Genomic DNA, 19,816 nt, shown 5'->3' on the forward strand with positions numbered 1-19,816 from the left:
GCGCATCCCCCCTAATATTGCGCTCACACAAACTGGGGTCATAGCTCAGTTGGTAGAGCGCTACAATGGCATTGTAGAGGTCAGCGGTTCGATCCCGCTTGACTCCACCACGCTCCTTTGTGTTTGCCTCATCAAGTCCCTATCGTCTAGAGGCCTAGGACATCGCCCTTTCACGGCGGTAACCGGGGTTCGAATCCCCGTAGGGACGCCATATTCTGCTTTAAAAATTATAAAAAGACTCTATCGTCACCTTACTGATTATTCTTTATCTCTTTCTAGATTGCACATTTGTCTATTTTATCTAAAATAGCGTCTTTCTTAATTCTCTCAATGTGTAATATGCAGCCATCTGACAATCAACTAGATGCTCATCAGCATCAGAACAGTACTGCACCTTTAAAAAGAGCCATGAGTACTCGTCATCTTGTGATGTTATCACTAGGCGGAGCTATCGGAACTGGTCTCTTTTTAGGTTCAGGGGAAGTCATTTCACAAACTGGAGCTATTGGCGCAATTATTGCCTACATTCTTGGTGGCGCGATCGCTTATATGGTCATGCTTTGCCTAGGAGAGCTTGCTGTACACATGCCTGTTTCAGGCTCTTTTGGTGCTTATGCCAAAAAATATATTAGTCCTAGTACTGGCTATATGATTTCTTGGATGTACTGGCTTACCTGGACGGCAACACTTGGAACTGAGTTCACAGCTGCGGCTTTACTCATGCAGGAATGGTTCCCACATATTTCAATGTGGATCTGGACAATTGTTTTTGCAATCACTATTTTTGGCTTAAATATTAGTTCAACTCGCATTTTTGCTGAGTCTGAGTTCTGGTTAGCTCTTGTTAAAGTCATTACCGTGATTGCTTTTATTGTGCTCGGCCTGCTAGCAATTTTTGGTTTAATTCCTTTTCATGGCAGTCAAACTGCACCGCTATTTAGTAATCTTACAGCCCAAGGCTGGTTCCCACATGGTTTAATTCCTATTTTCACCACCATGCTGATTGTTAACTTTGCTTTCTCAGGCACAGAATTAATTGGCGTAGCAGCAGGTGAAACCAAAGATCCAGCTCAGAATGTACCCAAAGCAATTAATGCTGCGATTTGGCGTCTTCTTATTTTCTTTGTCGGGACCATTATTGTTATTAGCGCTTTGCTTCCTTTTCAGCTTGCTGGTTTAGGCGGTGAAAGCGTAAGTAGTAGTCCTTTTGTTACTGTATTTAATTATATTGGCATTCCATATGCGGATGACATTATTCGATTTGTAATTATTACAGCTCTGCTTTCAGCAGCAAACTCAGGACTTTATGCCGCTTCACGTATGATGTGGTCACTGTCGGAACAAAAATTACTACCCAGCGTATTTGCTACACTCTCAAAAAGTGGAACACCAATTGTAGCTCTAGTGGTAACGATGTTCGGTGCAATTCCGGGTTTATTGTCAGAGCAATTTGCACCAGAGACTATTTTTAAGAATCTACTCGGTGTAGCTGCTTTTACCATGGTTATTGTCTGGATGAGCATTTGTTTAAGTCAGTTCAATTTCCGCCGCCAATGGTACAAATCTGGTCATACTGTTAAAGACTTGCAATATGCCGCTCCATTATTTCCTATCGTTCCAATTTTAGGTTTTATTTTCTGCTTTATTACTTGCTTAAGTATGGCTGCAGACCCTGAAATGCGTGCTGGTTTTGTGGGCTGTCTGATTTTTACAGCTTTATGTTATGTCAGCTATTTTATTTTTTACCGCAATAAAGTCTAAATCGTTTTGATTGATTTAAAGTGTAGCAAAAAGCTACACTTTTTTTTACCTAGATACTGGCTTTATAGAATCTACCGTTGTAGATTAAAATTTATATTAAAAACAATTCTTTGCCTACAATGAAAATTATATTTATCCATGGGATGAATCAACAGAATTACACAGCACATCGTTTAAAGGAGCATTGGCTAAAAGTATTTAAACTGGGCTTAAAACAATTACATTGTAGAGTTAATTTAAGAGATCTACATATACATATGCCATTTTATGGCGATTTAATGACGAAATATCAATTATCTAATCAATTAGACCTCAACACCTTACTTCCAAAATCTTTTAACTTTCACTTACCTATCCACTTAAACCAGCAATCCTCTACACCTAAGGAACACACTCCTTTTGTACCCCATCTTCCTCTTTCTCCTGACCAACCTGCAGAAAGTTTATCAGAACGCTTATATCTGACTTCACAGTTAGTAAAAGATCGTGTTCTTAAAGAAATGGTTGTGCTTTTAAATAACTTTCCCAAACTACATGAGAGCTTAATTCAACAATTCTTGATTGAAACATACATGTACTTATCTAATCCTGATTTTATGTACGAAGTTCACCAAAGAATTTTAAAACAAATGCATGATGATGAAGATTGCATTGTAGTCGCACACTCTTTAGGTTCTGTGATCGCATTTCACTTGCTATCAGATCCCTCTTATCATTTTGCAGTACAACGCTTTGTTACCTTAGCTTCACCACTTTCTTTTCGGGTGATTCAAAGTAAACTTCCTATTCCGATTGAACGACCAAAATGCCTCAATGGTGATTGGTATAATTTCTACTCAAAAGATGATTTTTTAACTGCTTTTCCGTTAAGTGAAGCACCTTTTAATTTTACTCCGCCCATCATTAATCAAGAGATTTTTACTTTTGCCAACCAGCCGCATGAGATTTTAGGGTATCTACAACATCCGTCCGTTATAAAGGCAATTATTGAGCCTTTTCAGAAAAATGAAGGATAAATGTATATATTTTCTACAATTAGAGTTATTTTTAATCGGTTGACTCTTTTTTTTAATATTTCTTCAGAAAACTATTTGACACTTTTATTAAATCGACCTAATATACGCCCACCTCTGAAACGTCCCTATCGTCTAGAGGCCTAGGACATCGCCCTTTCACGGCGGTAACCGGGGTTCGAATCCCCGTAGGGACGCCAATAATTTTTCAGATGTATGCCTCACATATTGTCCCTATCGTCTAGAGGCCTAGGACATCGCCCTTTCACGGCGGTAACCGGGGTTCGAATCCCCGTAGGGACGCCAAATTCTAAAAAGCCACTGCAAACGTCAGTGGCTTTTTTCTTGCCTAAAAAATAAAAAGCCAATCAATGATCAGCTTTTCCTACGCTCTATGAGCTTGCAATTCCCACTTGTACTTCGAGGCGACCCGACTGTACCCGTAGTCCTCTAATTTCAAATTGATCTACCAATTGCTGGACCAACTCTCGACTTTCTCTCAAAATATTCAAACCAGGTAAAATGCTAAAATCAGTCAAGCTCAAAAGCTTTTCAACCATCCAAGAGCGGTTATTAATAAAGTCAATAAATCCTGCCTGCTCTAGGTCAATAAACCACATACGATGACCATCACGTTGGATACCCGGAATATCACCAATCAAATGATTAATAAGTGAGGGAATGGGTAACATATTTACGACTTCAAAACCAACCCGACCAATACGGCGCACAGCCCAATTTGACAGTGTTCCTCCATGACGAATCTGGACATCAAGACTTTCATCCATTTGACGTAGGCGCAAAAATTTTTCCTGCCCAATACGACATTCCAATACTTTAAAATCTAAACTTAAACGGTACATGAACCGATGATAATGCCCATCAATTTCGACTTGAAAACTATCATTCCCACATTTAATTTTAATATCATCAATTTCAGAGCGATCAATGCGCTTACGAATTTGATTATTTAATAACATTTCAGGTAAGTACAACGTTAAGGTACTCTTCCCCAAAAATGTACGCGCCATTATCAATGCGACTTGGCGTGCGGTTTCACTGGTTTCAGACACCATATCTCTTACAGTGCCGGCCGCCAGATTTGTCATTCCAACAACTCCACGTCTGGTGTGGGTAGTCACTTGATCGAGCGCGTCTAAAGCCGCGTCAGCAACCTCTGCAATATTACGTGTGGTGTCGCTAGCAAACCCGACTGCATCTTGGGCATGTTGCAATGTCTTATGCAGTAATCGACGAGATAATGACGGTTTTGCGGTATCTGGGGTAGCTAAAACCGATGCTGTCGTTGTAGGCTGCGACTTATTGTCATCTTGTTGACCCAAGTCCCTCTCTCCTTTTTATATTTATTCCACGTCCTATTTACGAGTATTTAAGCTCATTTATAGTGCTAATCACACTTCATTTTTCTGTAGATTAGCATGCTCTACAATATTATTTTAATTTTTATGTGTACGGATAAATCATCAGTTTTTTATATTTCTTTGTTTATTCATAAGTAATTTTTTGCTAACTCACAGCGCTTCATCGATATCTTACAAATTTTTTTCTTTTCCGACATTTCCGTTAGAATAGATTCAAACTAAATGTGGAGTTCTCATGCAATATCGTTGCCCTCAATGTCAGAGTGTTAAAATTATGCCTGTAAGCCAAGGCATTAACAGCGTAAAACCAGCAGTTCCTAAAAGCCTTGCTATCTTGATTCCTGCACTTTTTGTACTTTTGCTCTTGGTTGTGATTAGCATTTTTATGTGGATTTTTGGCAATGGTGCAGGTAGCACTCTTCAAATTGCAACAGTAGTTGTTTTTGTTGTGACTGTAGGAGCAGGTTTTATGTTTTGGCGTGATTTGCCAGACTTTAAACTGTCTATGCAAGCATTTATGCAGTCACAAAAACATTGGAAATGCCGTGACTGCAATCACGAATGGGAAATTTAAAAAAAGTGTTCACATCAGCTTAATGCTGATGTGAATGTTCTTTGTCATTGTCATCATGCTCGTGTGAAGCATGTTGAGCAATATGCTGACAATTAATCTCAGCATCGTCTTCAATTTGCAATGTCACTTCGCCAATACCATGTTCATGAGAAAGCATTTCAACAGCATCTTGATAGAGCTTGGTACGGTCCGCTTGAGGCGCAAATAAGTGCACCGTTAAATGGATATTTTTAGAAGTAATCGCCCATACTTTAAGTTGGTGAATACTCTCCACACCGTTTAAAGAAAGCAGATCTGTACGTAACTTCTCAATATCCACTTCTTCTGGCACGCCTTCGAGCAAAATATTAATACTTTGTTTAAGTAAAACCCATGTTCTTGGTAATACCCAAAAGCCAATCAATACTGCAATAATTGTATCGACCCAGTACCAGTTGGTGAAGTAAATGATGAGTGCCCCAATAATAACGCCGACTGAGCCTAGCGCATCACTCAATACCTCTAGATAAGCACCTTTAACATTTAGGCTATTATTAGCACTCGACATGAGAATTTTCATTGAGATGAGATTAATCACCAAACCAATGGTCGCCACAATGAGCATTCCCATACTTTGAATTTCAGGTGGCTTAGAGAAGCGGATATAGGCCTCATATAAAATATAAATTGCCACCACAAAAAGCATGAGTGCATTAAATAAAGCAGCCAGAATTTCAAAGCGCTGATAACCGAAAGTGCGTTTATTATCGGCAGGACGTTTGGAAATTTGAATGGCGACCAAAGCAATTGCCAAAGCAGCTGCATCTGTAAACATATGCGCAGCGTCAGAAAGCAATGCCAAACTTTGTGTGATTAAACCTGCAATGACCTCAACAATTAAAAACGTTGTCGTAAGCGCTAAAGCAATCGTTAATTTCTTAGCATTACCTTCAGTCACTACAGCATGACTATGATCATGACCATGATGTCCACCCATTTTGCGGACTCCTTTTTATTTATCTTTATGGTGAGTTAAAAGTAACGATGAAGACACCATTACCTTTAACTCTTTCAAACACTTTTTTGAGTTGACTCTGTCATCAAAAAAGATATCTCAAATCGATGACATTATGAATGCTCAACACTTTTCGTCTTGCCTTCATTCATCCATCGATAAATGACCGGTAATAAAACCAGCGTTAATATCGTAGATGAAATAATGCCACCGATTACTACAGTTGCCAAAGGTCGCTGTACTTCTGCACCAGTTCCAGTTGCCAAAGCCATTGGAATAAAGCCAAGAGATGCGACACAAGCCGTCATGAGTACAGGTCTTAAACGTAAGATTGCTCCATTCCATGTTGCAGTTTGAATATCAAATTTTTCTCTAAGCTCTTTAATAAAGCTCAGCATCACCAGACCATTCAAAACAGCGACACCCGACAAAGCAATAAACCCGACACCAGCCGACATAGACAGCGGAATATCTCTTAGCCAAAGGGCAATAAGACCACCTGACAAAGCAAACGGCACGCCACTAAAGACCAACAGGCTTTCTTTAACATTATGAAATACAGCCATGAGTAAAATAAAAATCATAGCAAGCGCCAATGGAACAACAATTTTCATTCGGGCAGCAGCTGAGGCTAAATTTTCAAATTGACCACCATATTCCAACCAATAACCTGCTGGCAGTTGTTCTTTTGCGAGTGTCGCTCTTAATTCTTGAACAAATGATCCTAAGTCACGGCCTTCTACATTTGCAGTAATAATGACACGACGCTTACCATTTTCACGCCCCACCTGATTTAAACCTGAGGTACGTTCAACTTTAGCGATATCTTGAAGCTGGATCAGTCCACCATTTGGTAGCTGAATCGGAAGTTGAGCTAAGTTTTGGATGGTACGCTGCTGGTCTTCTAGGCGAATTTCAAAATCAAATCGTCTATCCCCTTGTAAAATCTGCCCAACATTTTGTCCACCAACACTTGCTGCCACAATATCTTGAATAGCTTTTGCAGATAATCCGTATTGCGCAGCCAGAGGTCGGTTAATTTCAACACTCAGCACCGGTAAACCGCTCGTTTGTTCTACCTTAACCGCTGTGGCACCTGAAATTTTTTGTACTTTCTGAGCGAGTGCTTGAGCCTGCTCATTGAGTACTTGCATATCATCGCCAAAAATCTTGACACCAATATCACTCCGAATCCCTGAAATTAGCTCATTAAAGCGTAGCTCGATCGGTTGAGAGAACTCACTGTTATTACCGGGTAATGTCGCTAAAAAAGCTTCCATACGTGAACGCAGCTCAGCTAACGTCTCTTTAGAGTTTGGCCATTGATCATGTGGTTTAAGCAAAATAACCGCATCAGAGATATTAGGCGGCATCACATCCGTTGCAACCTCAGCCGTTCCTGTTCGAGCAAAAACAGCTTTTACCTCGGGAAAGTTTTTCAAAATGAGTTTTTCAGTATTTTCCTGCATTCGCAGTGATTGCTCGAGCCCAGTACTCGGTGAACGCATTTGCTGCAAAGCAAAATCACCTTCGCTAAGTTGCGGTGCAAATTCACTTCCCATTTGGGTCGCTAACACACCTGTGAGTACCAAAATACTTAATGCAAAACTAACAACCACAATCTTAAGTTGATAAGCCTGATCAAGGATATCTCGGTATTTCTGCTTTAAAAGCAACATCCAACGCGTTTCTTTTTCTTTCACTTCACCTGTAACAAAAAGAGCAACTGCCGCAGGTACAAATGTCACAGAAAGAATCATGGCTCCCAATAATGCCATTACTACAGTCATCGCCATTGGATGAAACATTTTGGCTTCAACACCAGATAAAGCAAAAATAGGTAAATAGACCACCAAAATAATCATTTGCCCAAAAATAAGTGGTCGACGAGCCTGTTTTGCTGCAAGGAAAACTTCTTTAAATCGCTCAGCTCGTGTAAGAGGTCGGTGTAAAGCATGCTGTGCTTCTGCTAGACGTCGAATACAGTTCTCTACAATAACAACTGCACCATCTACAATAATCCCGAAATCAAGCGCTCCTAAGCTCATTAGGTTGGCACTAATGTTTTGTTCAGCCATACCTGTTAGGGTAAATAACATCGAAAGTGGAATAACGCAGGCTGTGATTAAAGCAGCTCTAAAATTGCCTAGAAAAATAAACAAAATCACAATAACCAGAATTGCACCTTCAACAAGATTCTTCTGTACGGTTGCAATTGCTTTGTTTACCAAACTTGTTCGGTCATAAACCGTTTCGATTTCCACACCTTTAGGTAAGGTAGGCTGAATTTCCTTAATTTTGGTATCAACCGCCTGAGCAACGGTACGGCTATTTTCTCCCATCATCATCATGGCAATACCAAGAACCGTTTCCTCACCGTTGTAAGTTGCAGCACCAGTTCTTAAATCATGTCCAATAGAGACATTTGCTACATCGGCCACGCGAATTGGTAACCCATTTTTGGTGCTCACAGTAATGTTTTGAATATCTTGAACACTACTTAGCATGCCTGGCACACGAACGGTGAGTTGCTCTCCGTTTTCTTCAATAAAACCTGCACCGCGATTTTCATTATTTTCTTGTAGAGCTGTTTGAAATTCATTGATTGAAATCTGAAGCTGCTGCAAACGTTTTAAATCAGGTGACACAAGATAGGTTTTATTGTAGCCACCAATACTGTTAATTTCGGCCACGCCTTTCACACGCTGCAACTGAGGACGCACAATCCAGTCCTGAATTTCACGTAAATCCATGGCTGTATAGGCCGTGCCGTCTGCTTTTTTAGCACCAGACTTTGCTTTCACGACCCATTGGTAGATTTCACCCAGCCCCGTTGAAACAGGAGACATGACTGGATCAACTGATTCAGGCAGTTGCCCGTCTGCCTCTTGTAAACGTTGGTTAATCAGCTGTCTTGCCCAATAAATATCTGTTCCATCTTTAAAAATAATGGTGACTTGGGAAAGCCCATAACGTGAAATTGAACGAGTCTGTTCTAGATTAGGAATACCAGCCATCGCATTTTCAATAGGATAGGTAATCCGCTGTTCAACCTCTAAAGCGGTATACCCATTGGCTTGAGTATTAATCTGAACTTGCGTATTAGTAATATCTGGAACTGCATCAATAGGAAGCTTTTGATAACTCCAGATCCCAACTCCAATCCAAGTCAGTACAAATAACATGACCCAAATAGCATTTTGAATAGCAAACTGAATAACTCTATCAAACAACCCTTCTGGTTTGGGTAGCTCTGGTTTATTAATGTCCATGCTCCGCCTCTCCTTTTTCCAGTTCGGATTTCAGCAAGAAGCTACCTTCTGCCACATAGCGCTGGCTTGGATTAATACCTTTTACAACTTCGACCCACTGACCATCTTTAGAACGTTGTCCCAACTGTACTGTGACAGGTTCAAACTCAAAGCCTGTTTTGACCATTTTTGGGGTAAAGATAACGTCTTTACCTTCGACTTGTTGAATCGCCTGAGCTTTTACACGGGTCACTTTTTGCATTGTGCCTGAAGAATTCAGCTCAACATTAACCATTAAGTTTGGACGCAATTCATTACTATTTGCCAAGACCTTGGCACGCACTTGTAAACGCCCCGTTTGAGCATCGGCTTCAGTTGTTAAACTTTGAACTTGAGCTTTAAATGCATTCCCAGTTTGTAAAGATTTAAATTCAATCTGCTGATTTGGCTGTAAATTCAGATTTGCGGTGCTTGGTAAAATAAACTCCAGCCACAATTGATCAAGCTGATTAATAATAAAAAGCTGGTCTGCTAGCTGTACGTTTTCACCTACCACAATATCTTTATTACTGACCATCCCAGCAATTGGAGCCGTTAAAGTGTAGCGCCCTCCTGAGCCGGAACCCGCCCCGAATGCACTTAGACGTGAGCGAGCTGCTTTCACTTGAATTTGGGCCTGCTGGTAAGCGTTATAAGCTCGTTGATAATCTTGTTTGGCAGAAATTCCTTGAGACCATAAGCTACGTTCGCGTTCATAGTCCTGACGCGCTAAATCAAGATTAGACTGTGCAATTTGCAAATTTGCTTGTTGATCGACCAGATCTGGAACCAATAAGCTTGCAAGAGCCTGCCCTTTTTTAACCTGTTGCCCCAATTCAACATATACCGCTTCGACACGACCACTAAAACTTGGCGAGACATGGGCTTGTCGGTCAGTATTCACAACCAGTTTTGCTGGATAAGTTTGAAGTTGAGGAACTTCACCTAGTTCAGCTTGTTCAATTTTTAAATTTTGTTCCTGCATTTGCTGAGCAGTGAGTAACAGTGGTTTTTCACCTTCTTCATGGTGTTCTTCACCCTCTTCTTCAGCATGCCCATGACCTTCCGATGCTTCAGAAGAATTAGATTTATTTTTTGAATTTAAAACCAGTAAACCAATTAATAGTGCAGTGATTGCAGCAATCACCCCTACCCAAAGCCATTGAGAATTTTTCTTTAAATTTGTCGACATTATTATTCTCCTGCCTGAGTTGGGAATGTTTGACTTTGTTGCCAAGCACGTTGATTGAGTTGCATTAAGGCATCTTTCGCCATGATTTGCTCTGGTTCTAACCCAAGACGTAAACTTTGAATTTCAATTGAATTTTGCCAAGCTTGTTTTAATAGCTCGACTTTACGTAAGCGCACGTCTTGCAATTGCATGGTGGCTTGTTGAACATCGGTAACGGCGAACTTACCCAAACGGAAACCTTGCAATGTTTTTTGCTGAACTTGAATAGCAAGAGGAACTTGCTGATCATTCAGTTGTTTAAACTGGATGCGTAAACCTTTTAACTCTGATATTAGGGTTTCAATATCAACCTGATTTTGCTGTCGATAAAAGCTTTGCTGGCGTTGAGATAACTCTTGTTTGGCCTGAGCAATCTTGATTCCGTATTGCTGGCGATTAAAAAGATTTAAAGGAATTTCCACACCTAAACGAATTTGGTTATCCGTACTCTGTTCTGGAGAACGAGTGTTATTAACACCTAAAGTTACAGTAGGCTGCGGTCTTGCTTTTGCTTTAAGCTGCTGAATATTGGCTTGCTGCGCAAGAGCATCTAACTGGAAAGAACGCTCTAATAAATTATTTTGCGCATCTTGGCTTGGTTCTACATTCGCTGCCAATGCCCATAACTGATTTGGACTTTGGAATAGCTGAAACTGACTTGAACCACCTCCCCATAAGTTCACCAATTGCTGTTTCGCAACTTGAAGTTTTAAATCAACTTGTTGGTATAAACGCTGATTTTCCAAGTGAGACATCCGCACTCGATCTACATCCACTTGCGCAATACTTCCTGCTTGATAACGCTTTTCCGATGCCAACAAATTTTCTTGGCTGACTTCTAGCTGCTCTGCAATAAGAGACTTTTCAAGCTCAAGCAAAGCCACTTGTGACCAGAAATATTTAACGATTAATCCAAGTTCAGCTTGATAACGCTGCTCGGCCAAATCAATTTTTGATATTTCCACTTTTGCCAAGTTTTGCGCAGCCTTACGTTGTCCAAAAATATCTAAAGGCTGAGAAATGCCTATCGCAAGTTCTTTTTCTTGATCACTTTGGAAACCAGTTTGTTCAATAGAAAGACTTGGGTTGGCCCATAAACGACTTTGCTTTAAATTGGCCTCAGCCATTTGCTGCTGTGCTTGCCAAACACCTTGCTGACTTTGATATTTTTGTACCTGCTCTAAGGCTTGGTCAAAAGTAAACGCTGCTTTTTGAATATAACGTTCTTGTTGAATCTCAGACTGAGCCATCGCTACTTGTCCAGCCAATAGCATGGCAACAGATAGGCTTGAGATTGTTAAAACTTTTTTTAACGTTATCTTAACGTTATTCTCTAAGTGAGAAGTAGAACTCACTCGAGTTGAAAAAATAGAAGACATGTTTTTGCCCCGCAATAAATAAGAGATGCGGTGGGCTCGTTTTGGCTACCCCACCTATAGCGGGGATAAAACAGGAGGAGGTTTTAAAGCAGTAAGATGGGGCGACTGGTAAGAATTAGACCAGTGATAAATTTGTGAGAGTTCCTGCACATGCACTACAGGTGTTTCAGCTTGCTTTGCAACTTCAGTCATCACCACATGAAAACATGAAGGCAAATGATCATGATGATCTTGCAAATTTAAAGGCGGTTTATGAGAGGCGTTTCCGGCATCTTTCTGTTCAGTATGAGCTTGATGTGAAGATTGATATACATCTAAAGCTGCGTGATGCCCGAAATGATGCAATGCTTTTTCCTGATTTTCATGCGCGCAAAATGCAGCTGCCACATTCCATAAACTCTGAAATATGAGCAAACTAAACAAGACGGACATAAAAATTGCGGAACGTGGCAAAAGCACACCATTGAACTAAAAAGTTGAACAAAGGCACTATAACAGGCCCTAGGCATGTAATAAAATTACAAAACCTCGATTCATAAATCTCCGTTTTTTAATTTAGAACTTATCTCACGTTATACGAGACAAAAATAATTTCTTTTGAGTAACCTTTATGTATAAGCTTTTTTCTGTATCTATATTAACCATTTGTCTAGGCTTAACAGGCTGCGCGACCAATATGTTGTCCACCGCTTTACCAAATGAAACAACTGAAATTAAAACAACCACTTTAAAAACCGATCAAATTATTGCCTTAGGTCAAGCAGTTAAAAATGATCAAGAACAAGGCTTTGTATTTATCGGTCAAGATTATAATTATTTAATGACTGACGGTAGCTCAAACCTTTTAAATATTATCAAAAGTATTCCAGCAGAGCAGAGAACAATAAAGACACCATCACCTCTTGTACTTGAGATGGATGATTCCACCCATTTCCATGGAGAAATAACGATTCGTTATAATATCCCTACGTCCAAAATGGATGAAAAGCAAAAGGAACTTTTAAAGACCTTAGGTTTTAAGAATCAATTCATGGCAATGGAAAATCAACAACAAGTTTTTTATCCTTTCACCATCATCCGCTTTAAAGGAAAGATTTACCAAAAAGCAGAGAATCAAAAAATTCAACAGCAACTCTCAGTTCCCTATCCAGTCGCTTTACAGCAAAAAGATGAAATAACCAAGAAACATCCGTTTAAACGTGTAACACGCATGGCATTATACCCTTTAGCAATGACCTTTGATGTGATTACGGTAGCTCCATCATTAATATGGTCAGATTTACATGGTGACTTTAATAAATAAGATCTTTCACTCTTAAAATAAAAAAACCAGCCCTTAGGCTGGTTTTTTCAATTAGCAGAGATTAACCGCTAATTTTTTTGTATTTCGTACGTTTTTGAACAGCATCATCACCTAAACGTGACTGACGATACGCTTCGTATTCTGCATAGTTACCTGCGTAGAATTCTGGCTGTTCATTTTCAAATGACAAGATATGTGTCGCAATACGGTCAAGGAACCAACGGTCATGCGATACCACCATTACGGTACCTGGGAATACAAGAATTGCATCCTCAAGCGCACGTAAAGTTTCAATATCCAAGTCGTTCGATGGCTCATCCAGTAAGATCACGTTTGCACCCATCTGCAAGATCTTCGCAAGTTGTAAACGGTTACGTTCACCACCAGACAATTCACCTACACGTTTTTGCTGATCTTGACCTTTAAAGTTAAAACGGCCGATGTAAGCACGTGACGCGATTTCGTAATCACCGATTTTTAAGATATCTAAACCGCCAGAGACTTCTTCCCAAACAGTTTTATTATTATCTAGAGTGTCACGAATCTGACCAACATAAGCCACTTTAACTGACTCACCCAAGGTCACAGTACCTGTATCAGGTTGCTGTTCACCAGTCATCATACGGAATAAAGTCGTTTTACCCGCACCGTTTGGACCAACGATACCAACAATCGCTGTTGGAGGTACGGTAAAGGTTAAGTTTTCGTACAACAAGCGGCCATCGAATGATTTACTGATACCTTCAACTTCCACAACTTTATTACCCAAACGCGGGCCAGGTGGAATATAGATTTCAGACGTTTCATTACGTTGTTGGAATTCTTTAGAGTTAAGCTCTTCAAAACGTTCCATACGTGCTTTGTTTTTCTTTTGCTGACCTTTCGCATTTGAACGAACCCATTCAAGTTCTTTTTTCAATGCTTTAGCAAAAGATTCTTCTTGTTTCTGCTCTTGTTCTAAACGCGCATTCTTTTGTTCTAACCAAGAAGAATAGTTTCCTTGATAAGGAATACCCATACCACGGTCAAGTTCAAGAATCCACTCAGCCACATTATCCAAGAAATAACGGTCATGCGTAATCGCAACGATAGTACCTGGAAAATCTTTCAAGAAACGTTCTAACCAAGTTACAGATTCAGCATCTAAATGGTTCGTCGGTTCGTCCAGAAGTAACATATCTGGTTTTGAAAGTAATAAACGGCACAGTGCAACACGACGACGCTCACCACCAGAAAGTAATGTTACGTCTGCATCCCAAGCTGGAAGATTCAAAGCATCCGCAGCAATTTCAAGCTGGTTGTTTAGGTTATGTGCATCCCAAGCATGGATAATTGATTCTAATTTTTCCTGCTCTTTTGCAAGTGCATCAAAATCTGCATCTGGGTCTGCATATTCTGCAAAAACCTGATCAAGACGCTCTAATGCATCTAAAGCTTCACGCACGCCATCTTCAACGTTACCACGAACGTCTTTTGTCGGATCTAGCGGTGGTTCTTGCTCTAAATAGCCGATTTTAATTCCAGGTTGTGCACGAGCTTCACCAGAGAAATCTTTATCTACGCCAGCCATAATACGAAGCAGGGTAGATTTACCTGCACCGTTCAAACCGAGCACACCAATTTTGGCACCCGGGAAAAATGATAAAGAGATGTCTTTTAGGATTTCGCGCTTTGGCGGAACCATTTTAGACACTCGGTTCATCGTATAAATATATTGGGCCACGCAGGACTCCTCAATTGAAAAACCAATACATCGCATAAGCGATAAATAATCGCGCGTATTATACGCTGAAAACCTCATTGACTTGAAGTTATGATTTCCATCGTACGGATTTATCAAACAATTTTCTTTTTCAATAAGTTGCAAAATGTTTATGTATAAGATTTATACAGCGTTTCAGCGTATATTTTTCTATCTTTATTCCTAAAATTAGAAAACAAACCAGAATTTCTGCAATTTTCAATATGAATTTTAGGCTAGACTCGCTCAATATTTAACTCACGAAGATGAAGTAATCATGACTTATAAAGATGAAACCTTAGCAATCCATGCTGGTTATTCACCAGAAGCAACCACAAAAGCAGTTGCGGTCCCTATTTATCAAACCACTTCTTATGCATTTGATAACACACAACACGGTGCCGATCTTTTTGATTTAAAAGTTCAGGGTAATATTTATACCCGTATTATGAACCCGACCACTGCTGTACTTGAGCAACGCCTTGCTGCACTCGAAGGCGGGATTGGTGCTTTAGCTCTAGCTTCTGGAATGGCAGCAATTACCTACTCAATTCAGACGATTACCGAAGCTGGAGACAATATTGCTTCAGTCTCAACCTTATATGGCGGAACGTATAATCTATTTGCCCATACCTTACCAAAACAAGGCATTGAAGTTCGCTTTTTTGATTATCAAAAACCTGAAAGCTTACGTGACTTAATTGATGATAAAACTAAACTTGTTTTTGTTGAGTCAATTGGTAACCCACTCGGAAATATCATCGATCTAGAAGAAATTTCGAAAATCGCACATGAATATGGTGTACCTGTCATTGTCGATAACACCGTTGCCACCCCTGCTTTATTAAAACCATTTGAATATGGTGCCGATATCGTCATTCATTCGCTTACTAAATATATCGGTGGACATGGTAATAGCATTGGTGGAGCGATTGTAGATAGCGGTAAATTCCCTTGGGGTAAATATCCGGAACGTTTTAAAGTTTTGAACACGCCTGACCCAAGTTATCACGGGGTTAATTATGTCGAAGCTTTAGGCGAGGCTGCCTATATAGCACGAGCTCGTGTAGTGCCATTACGCAATACAGGCGCGGCAATTAGCCCACTGAGTGTTTTCTTGATTTTACAAGGTCTCGAAACTCTAAACCTCCGCATCGAGCGTCATACTGAAAATGCTCAGAAAATTGCAGAATATTTACAGACTCATCCAAAAGTAAAATGGGTTAACTACGCAGGTTTAAAAGATCATCCACAACACCAACTTGCTCAAAAATATGTAAAAGGTAAACCGTCTGCAATTTTATCTTTCGGCGTACAAGATGGTCTTGAAGGCGGCACTCGATTCATCGATGCTCTTCAATTATTTACTCGTCTCGTAAATATTGGCGATGCAAAAAGTTTGGCGTGTCATCCTGCAACGACGACTCATCGCCAGCTTAATGAACAAGAACTTAAATCTGCTGGTGTAAGCGAAGATATGGTACGTCTTTCAATTGGAATTGAGCATATTGATGACTTAATTGCCGATTTAGACCAAGCACTTTCAGCTGTATAACTTTTAAACTATTCAACAAGCCTCTGGAAATAGAGGCTTTTTTTATTTTTCATTTATTATACAACTAAAATAATTAATAGATTAAGATCGTATTTTAGAGTTTTTACTCTAAATAAATTGTTAAATTTCATATATTTACAGACTAGACAATTTTTAAACATCTATTAAGATAATAGCCATATTTATGAGTTCATTTGGATGAACCTACGGTTGTAAAAAATAAAAATTACATACCGGAATAAATAGTCCCTGCCCCTACTTAGGTAAAATGCTGTGAATAAAAAATTAGAAGCTCTGTTCCAGGAAAAGGTACAAGATAAAGTCATTTTAGTGACAGGCGCCTCGAGTGGAATCGGATTAACGATTTCAAATAAGCTTGCTGATGCTGGTGCCCATGTTTTACTGGTTGCCCGTACTCAAGAAACTTTGGAAGAAGTCAAAGCAGACATTGAAAGTCGTGGCGGTAAGGCATCAATTTTCCCGTGTGATCTCAACGATATGGACATGATTGATCAAGTGTCTAAAGAAATTTTAGCGACTGTTGATCACATTGATATTTTAATTAATAACGCAGGTCGCTCTATTCGCCGTGCCGTACATGAGTCTTATGATCGTTTTCATGACTTTGAACGCACCATGCAATTAAATTATTTTGGCGCAGTACGCCTAGTTCTTAATATTTTGCCGCATATGATTCAGCGTAAAGATGGGCAAATCATTAATATTAGCTCGATTGGTGTGTTAGCAAATGCGACTCGCTTTTCTGCTTATGTTGCGTCTAAAGCAGCGCTTGATGCATTTAGCCGCTGTCTATCGGCCGAAGTTCATGCACACAAAATTGCGATTACTTCAATTTATATGCCATTGGTTCGTACCCCAATGATTGCACCGACTAAAATTTATAAATATGTACCAACACTTTCACCTGATCAGGCTGCTGACTTAATTGCTTATGCAATTGTGAAACGCCCGAAACGTATGGCAACTAACTTAGGCCGCTTAGCTTCAATGACATATTCGGTTGCACCAGGCATCAACAATATGTTTATGTCGATTGGTTTCCGTTTGTTCCCAAGTTCAGATGCAGCAAAAGGTGAAAAAACCGAGAAATTAAACTGGGCACAAAAAGCATATGCACGGATCTTCCCAGGCGAACACTGGTAATTTTGAGTTGATGCCATAGTGAAAAAAAGCGCCTTAAATAAGGCGCTTTTTTAATTAAAGAAGTTATCAATCAAGAAATTGAACATGCCCTGTTTTTACATCGTAAATTGCACCCACAACTACAATCTCACCTCGCTCAACCATATCTTTAAGCACACTGCTGTTATTAATAATGTATTGGATGTTGTAGTGAACATTCATTGCGGTCACTTGGCTAATAAAAGCATTACCTAATTCACGGGGCTGCATAATGTCATATACGCTATCAACCGAATGCATCAATGGCCCAAGCACATATTGAATGTGTGGCATTTCCTTCACATCAGACACTTGCTTTTGTTCTAGACGTAATTGGCATGCACTCGTCACAGCACCGCAATCGGTATGTCCTAAAACAACAATGACTTTAGAGCCTTTAGCCTGACAAGCAAACTCAAGAGAACCCAGTACTTTTTGCCCCGCAATATTACCTGCAATTCGTAAGCTAAACAGATCACCAATACCTACATCAAAAATCATTTCGGTAGGAGCACGTGAATCCATACAACCAAGCACGGCTGCAATCGGATGCTGCCCTTCATCTGCAGTCACACGAATTTGTCGATAAATATCTCGTTGTAGACGTTCATTTTTTACAAAACGTTCGTTCCCTTCTTTAAGTAAGTTGACGACCTGTTGCGGACTCAGCTTTTGTTGCAAGTCATGTGTACTAATATCAATATCAAGTACAGCATCATCAACGTCTTGATAGTGCTGTTTGAACCCAACCAGTTTAAGATTTACCTGACGTTTAATGGCCGTTTCACTTTGATAATCTTGAATAACTTGATAGATATCAGGATCGATTGAATCACATTGAGTCGCATCAATAATGAGTTGTTGGTGTTTATGCACATGTTCCAATGCTGAAATAAGCGCAGAACGATTAAGAAAGGTCACTTGTGATGGAAGTTCAATACGAGTCACTACGCCATGCAAGCGCTTCTCTCTATAAACACGTATACCTTTATTAAAATTACCATAGAGAATAAAAGCACTACTGGTGAACAGACCAATTAAAATTCCCATTAAAAGATCGGTCAGTAAAATTGCAACCAAGGTAATAATAAAAGGTAAAAACTGTTTCCAACCTTTTTGATAAAGCTGTTTAAAGAGTTTTGGGTGGGTAAGCTTAAAGCCTGTCACGATTAAGATTGCAGCCAATGCCGACAGAGGAATCATGTTCATTAATGGCACAAAGAACAAAACCGCTAGCAGCAACAATACGCCATGAATAATGGTAGAGCATTTACTACGCGCGCCTGTATTTGCATTTACCGAACTACGTACAATCACTGAGGTCACAGGCATTCCACCAATTAAGCCAGAAATGATGTTACCTGTACCTTGTGCCCAGAGTTCACGGTTAGGAGGAGAAGAGCGTTTTTGAGGATCAATTTTGTCTGCTGCTTCTAAATTCAATAATGTTTCTAAAGATGCCACGACAGCCAGAGTAATGGCCCCTGTGTAAATCATAGGCTCAGCTAAATAGCTAAAATCAGGAAAGATTAAGACATCTTCAGGTGCTTGTAAGATATTCGGTAACTGAATGAGGTTATCAATTTGCACTGCCCATGCAGAGCCAATACTCACTAAAACAAAATTTAAAACTGCTGCGAGCACAACCGCAATCAATGCCGAAGGTAAAGCTAGTTTTTTGAGTGGGCTACTATCCCACGCTAAAATTAAGAATAAACTGAGCAAACCAATAAGTGCAGCTCCGCCATCAAAACGCTGTAGAAATGCATCTGGGGTTGAAGTCCAAACCTGTTTCAATGAAAAATCAGAAAGTCCAAACAGATAAGGCAATTGTGTCGCAATCAGGATGACACCAATAGCGGCCAATAATCCTAAAATGACATTATTTGGAATAAAGTTAGCAAAAAAACCTAACTTGAATAATCCAAATAGAATTTGCAGGACACCAGCAAAAATAATACATAATAAAAAGGCGGCATAATTGCCGCCTAGTTGTTCTAACTGTACAAGAATGACGGCAGTCAGCCCTGCCGCTGGGCCTGCAACGCTAATGTGGGAACCACTTAGCAAACCTACGATAATACCGCCCACAATACCTGCAATAATACCTGAGATGATGGGAGCACCTGAGGCTAAAGCGATACCCAAGCACAGCGGTAATGCCACAAGGAATACGACGACTCCAGATAAGAGGTCTTTTAAATGAAATCTATTTTTCAGGTTTAAAACCGACATAAAACAACCATTTATAATAAAAAGAAATAAGCAAAGTTGTACTATTACAGCCTGAAAGTGAGTAAATGCTTCAAGGCTGGGTTGATGATGTCGGACAACTGAATCTCATTAAAGTTTAGTTATGCTATAACGTTGTGTATTTAATTGTGTATTTAACAACGATTTGTTGATCTTAA

The 19,816-nt window shown here is 39.8% G+C and carries 14 protein-coding genes and 4 tRNA genes; 10 read left to right on the plus strand and 8 right to left on the minus strand.

The features are described from left to right. Positions 1–34: 34 nt before the first annotated feature. From ACT53H_RS12110 to ACT53H_RS12135, 6 genes are all read left to right on the plus strand, one after another. Positions 35–110, plus strand: a tRNA-Ala gene (locus ACT53H_RS12110). Positions 111–135: 25 nt separating this feature from the next. Beyond that, positions 136–211: transfer RNA gene (locus ACT53H_RS12115), tRNA-Glu, on the plus strand. Positions 212–339: 128 nt separating this feature from the next. Continuing rightward, entirely contained in the window at positions 340–1,761 is a 1,422-nt protein-coding gene (locus tag ACT53H_RS12120) for an amino acid permease (protein ID WP_004789844.1), read from the plus strand. 119 nt (positions 1,762–1,880) lie between these two features. Continuing rightward, entirely contained in the window at positions 1,881–2,777 is an 897-nt protein-coding gene (locus ACT53H_RS12125; RefSeq protein ID WP_174738986.1) for a lipase family protein, read from the plus strand. Between the two features lie 121 nt (positions 2,778–2,898). After that, a tRNA-Glu gene (locus ACT53H_RS12130) sits at positions 2,899–2,974 on the plus strand. 30 nt (positions 2,975–3,004) lie between these two features. After that, a tRNA-Glu gene (locus tag ACT53H_RS12135) sits at positions 3,005–3,080 on the plus strand. Positions 3,081–3,166: 86 nt separating this feature from the next. On the opposite strand, the gene ACT53H_RS12140 is transcribed toward ACT53H_RS12135, so the two are convergent. After that, positions 3,167–4,117 (minus strand): hypothetical protein, encoded by a 951-nt coding sequence (locus ACT53H_RS12140; RefSeq protein WP_005300925.1) that lies wholly within the window; start codon positions 4,115–4,117, stop codon positions 3,167–3,169. A 274-nt stretch (positions 4,118–4,391) separates the two neighbouring features. On the opposite strand from ACT53H_RS12140, the gene ACT53H_RS12145 reads away from it, so the two are divergent. Then, complete coding sequence (locus ACT53H_RS12145; protein ID WP_004789850.1) at positions 4,392–4,730, plus strand: hypothetical protein; 339 nt, start codon at positions 4,392–4,394, stop codon at positions 4,728–4,730. Positions 4,731–4,749: 19 nt separating this feature from the next. Here ACT53H_RS12145 and ACT53H_RS12150 read toward each other — a convergent pair whose 3' ends face one another. From ACT53H_RS12150 to ACT53H_RS12170, 5 genes are all read right to left on the minus strand, one after another. Beyond that, complete coding sequence (locus ACT53H_RS12150; protein ID WP_174731007.1) at positions 4,750–5,706, minus strand: cation diffusion facilitator family transporter; 957 nt, start codon at positions 5,704–5,706, stop codon at positions 4,750–4,752. A gap of 131 nt (positions 5,707–5,837) precedes the next feature. Next, positions 5,838–8,996 carry an efflux RND transporter permease subunit gene (locus ACT53H_RS12155; RefSeq protein ID WP_476009292.1) on the minus strand — a complete coding sequence of 1,053 codons (3,159 nt, stop codon included), beginning with the start codon at positions 8,994–8,996 and terminating at the stop codon, positions 5,838–5,840. Beyond that, positions 8,986–10,206: an efflux RND transporter periplasmic adaptor subunit gene (locus ACT53H_RS12160; protein WP_440203177.1), complete on the minus strand. Its 1,221-nt coding sequence runs from the start codon at positions 10,204–10,206 to the stop codon at positions 8,986–8,988. Before ACT53H_RS12160 ends, ACT53H_RS12155 begins: the two co-directional genes overlap by 11 nt. Positions 10,207–10,208: 2 nt before the next feature. Continuing rightward, on the minus strand, positions 10,209–11,624 hold the full coding sequence (locus tag ACT53H_RS12165) for a TolC family protein (protein ID WP_174758837.1): 1,416 nt from the start codon (positions 11,622–11,624) through the stop codon (positions 10,209–10,211). 54 nt (positions 11,625–11,678) lie between these two features. Beyond that, positions 11,679–12,077: a cation efflux protein, CzcI-like gene (locus ACT53H_RS12170; RefSeq protein ID WP_216069894.1), complete on the minus strand. Its 399-nt coding sequence runs from the start codon at positions 12,075–12,077 to the stop codon at positions 11,679–11,681. Positions 12,078–12,234: 157 nt separating this feature from the next. Here ACT53H_RS12170 and ACT53H_RS12175 point away from each other — a divergent pair, with 157 nt between their 5' ends. Further along, positions 12,235–12,927 (plus strand): YidX family protein, encoded by a 693-nt coding sequence (locus tag ACT53H_RS12175; RefSeq protein WP_353158102.1) that lies wholly within the window; start codon positions 12,235–12,237, stop codon positions 12,925–12,927. 61 nt (positions 12,928–12,988) lie between these two features. On the opposite strand, the gene ettA is transcribed toward ACT53H_RS12175, so the two are convergent. Beyond that, positions 12,989–14,650: an energy-dependent translational throttle protein EttA gene (gene ettA, locus ACT53H_RS12180; RefSeq protein WP_005300902.1), complete on the minus strand. Its 1,662-nt coding sequence runs from the start codon at positions 14,648–14,650 to the stop codon at positions 12,989–12,991. Positions 14,651–14,945: 295 nt separating this feature from the next. Between ettA and ACT53H_RS12185 the strand changes: the two genes are divergently transcribed. Both ACT53H_RS12185 and ACT53H_RS12190 read left to right on the plus strand, forming a co-directional pair. Further along, a complete protein-coding gene (locus ACT53H_RS12185) occupies positions 14,946–16,223 on the plus strand; it encodes an O-acetylhomoserine aminocarboxypropyltransferase/cysteine synthase family protein (protein WP_005300900.1) in 1,278 nt (425 codons plus the stop codon). 273 nt (positions 16,224–16,496) lie between these two features. Continuing rightward, a complete protein-coding gene (locus ACT53H_RS12190; RefSeq protein WP_004789875.1) occupies positions 16,497–17,387 on the plus strand; it encodes an SDR family NAD(P)-dependent oxidoreductase in 891 nt (296 codons plus the stop codon). A 66-nt stretch (positions 17,388–17,453) separates the two neighbouring features. Here ACT53H_RS12190 and ACT53H_RS12195 read toward each other — a convergent pair whose 3' ends face one another. After that, positions 17,454–19,640: a solute carrier family 23 protein gene (locus ACT53H_RS12195; RefSeq protein ID WP_174759111.1), complete on the minus strand. Its 2,187-nt coding sequence runs from the start codon at positions 19,638–19,640 to the stop codon at positions 17,454–17,456. Between the last annotated feature and the right edge of the window lie 176 nt (positions 19,641–19,816).

This window comes from Acinetobacter sp. DMC2 (assembly GCF_056314305.1).

What these genes read in the sequence shown, in the direction of transcription:
- ACT53H_RS12125 (WP_174738986.1), top strand. Translation starts at nt 1,881, where the DNA reads ATGAAAATTATATTTATCCATGGGATGAATCAACAGAATTACACAGCA.
- ACT53H_RS12160 (WP_440203177.1), bottom strand. Translation starts at nt 10,206, where the DNA reads ATGTCGACAAATTTAAAGAAAAATTCTCAATGGCTTTGGGTAGGGGTG.
- ACT53H_RS12175 (WP_353158102.1), top strand. Translation starts at nt 12,235, where the DNA reads ATGTATAAGCTTTTTTCTGTATCTATATTAACCATTTGTCTAGGCTTA.
- ACT53H_RS12145 (WP_004789850.1), top strand. Translation starts at nt 4,392, where the DNA reads ATGCAATATCGTTGCCCTCAATGTCAGAGTGTTAAAATTATGCCTGTA.
- ACT53H_RS12165 (WP_174758837.1), bottom strand. Translation starts at nt 11,624, where the DNA reads ATGTCTTCTATTTTTTCAACTCGAGTGAGTTCTACTTCTCACTTAGAG.
- ACT53H_RS12150 (WP_174731007.1), bottom strand. Translation starts at nt 5,706, where the DNA reads ATGGGTGGACATCATGGTCATGATCATAGTCATGCTGTAGTGACTGAA.
- ACT53H_RS12185 (WP_005300900.1), top strand. Translation starts at nt 14,946, where the DNA reads ATGACTTATAAAGATGAAACCTTAGCAATCCATGCTGGTTATTCACCA.
- ACT53H_RS12120 (WP_004789844.1), top strand. Translation starts at nt 340, where the DNA reads ATGCAGCCATCTGACAATCAACTAGATGCTCATCAGCATCAGAACAGT.
- ACT53H_RS12155 (WP_476009292.1), bottom strand. Translation starts at nt 8,996, where the DNA reads ATGGACATTAATAAACCAGAGCTACCCAAACCAGAAGGGTTGTTTGAT.
- ACT53H_RS12195 (WP_174759111.1), bottom strand. Translation starts at nt 19,640, where the DNA reads ATGTCGGTTTTAAACCTGAAAAATAGATTTCATTTAAAAGACCTCTTA.